This window comes from Pseudomonas sp. TJI-51, assembly GCF_000190455.2.
In the GTDB taxonomy this organism is placed as follows: domain Bacteria; phylum Pseudomonadota; class Gammaproteobacteria; order Pseudomonadales; family Pseudomonadaceae; genus Aquipseudomonas; species Aquipseudomonas juntendi.
This window is the reverse complement of record NZ_AEWE02000148.1, coordinates 1-1,176: the sequence shown is the minus strand read 5'-3', so window position 1 is coordinate 1,176 and position 1,176 is coordinate 1. Positions and strand designations below refer to the sequence as shown.

The following is a 1,176-nucleotide window of genomic DNA, read 5'->3' as shown; positions in this document are numbered from 1 at the left end:
GGTGTTTGCGGGCATGCCCGTTCCCACAGGGCCTGCGCTGGCTTGGAGTTGCCGCCGTACTTGCAGGAGCGGCTCTAGCCGCGAAAAGGCCAGCACTCGCAAGGCATCAAACCCAGGCTGTCTATGCTTACGGCATCCACCCTCAGGAAGCCGTATCATGACGCTGATCAGCCGCGAACCCTGGTGGCTAGTCCCGCCCAAGCCCGGCCAGACGGAGCAGGACCTGCATTGGGGTTACCTGGAAATCTACGCCGACGGTCGCACCGTATTCATCGACCAGCGCCCCAGCGACCGGGAGCTGGCCGAGCGCAAAAGCTGCCGCAACTTCCCCGACCCCGAGCCGTGACCGCCTAGCCTTCCAAGTCTGCCAGGCGCGCTTCCAGCGCTGCGATGCGGGCTTCAAGCGCTTCAATACGCTCCTCCGACACGCTGCTGCCACTGCTGCGCTGGCCGCTCTCCTGCTGACGTGCAGCAAGAATCGCCTCGATCTCCGCCGGGTCGCCCAACGCATGGGTATAACGGTCTTCGCGCTGGCCCGCCTGGCGTGGCAGGTGCAAGGCCAGGTTGCGCGAGATCAGGCGCTCCAGCTGGTGCTGGATCTGCTCGGTGTCGTCGAAATCATGCAGGCGGTTGCTGCGGGTCAGCAGTTCGTTGAGGGTCTGCGGGCCGCGCAGGAACATCAGGCCCATCAGCACCAGTTGCGCCGGTACCAGCTCCAGGGCCTTGTCCACCCGCTGCTCCCAGCGATCGGCGCGGCTGCCCATCTGCAGGCGGGTCATGCCCTGCGCTTCAAGGTTGCGCAAGGCCTGGCCGACCTGGCCTGGGGTAAGGTTCATGACGGGCTCGCGGCTGGTCTTCTGGTTGCAGGCCAGGACCAGGGCGTTGAGGGTCAGCGGGTAGCTCTCCGGGCTGGTGGCCTGCTTTTCAATCAACGCGCCGAGGACACGGATCTCGGTGCTGCTCAAGCGGCCTTCACCGGCGGTTTCGTATTCTGACATGGCCCTGTCTCATTACTGGGGAAAGGCCACTAGGGTAGGTAATGCCATCGTGTAAGGCAATTGCGGCTGCTGGTGAGAGCGGGTGAGCCCGCTCCGGCCAGCAGCCCGAAGAAAATCAGGCGCTACGCCGAATGCCGGTCAGTCAAGACGCGGGGATGCAGCCCATCGCCGGCAAGCC

Annotated in this window: 2 protein-coding genes; one reads left to right on the top strand and one right to left on the bottom strand. The window is 64.9% G+C overall.

From position 1 onward, the window contains the following. Nucleotides 1–157: 157 nt before the first annotated feature. Nucleotides 158–346, top strand: coding sequence for a hypothetical protein (locus G1E_RS25015; RefSeq protein ID WP_009683179.1), 189 nt, complete (start codon nt 158–160; stop codon nt 344–346). 4 nt (nt 347–350) lie between these two features. Here G1E_RS25015 and G1E_RS25010 read toward each other — a convergent pair whose 3' ends face one another. Next, nucleotides 351–998 carry a YceH family protein gene (locus tag G1E_RS25010; protein ID WP_009683178.1) on the bottom strand — a complete coding sequence of 216 codons (648 nt, stop codon included), beginning with the start codon at nt 996–998 and terminating at the stop codon, nt 351–353. Nucleotides 999–1,176 lie beyond the last annotated feature (178 nt).

What these genes read in the sequence shown, in the direction of transcription:
- G1E_RS25015 (WP_009683179.1), top strand. Translation starts at nt 158, where the DNA reads ATGACGCTGATCAGCCGCGAACCCTGGTGGCTAGTCCCGCCCAAGCCC.
- G1E_RS25010 (WP_009683178.1), bottom strand. Translation starts at nt 998, where the DNA reads ATGTCAGAATACGAAACCGCCGGTGAAGGCCGCTTGAGCAGCACCGAG.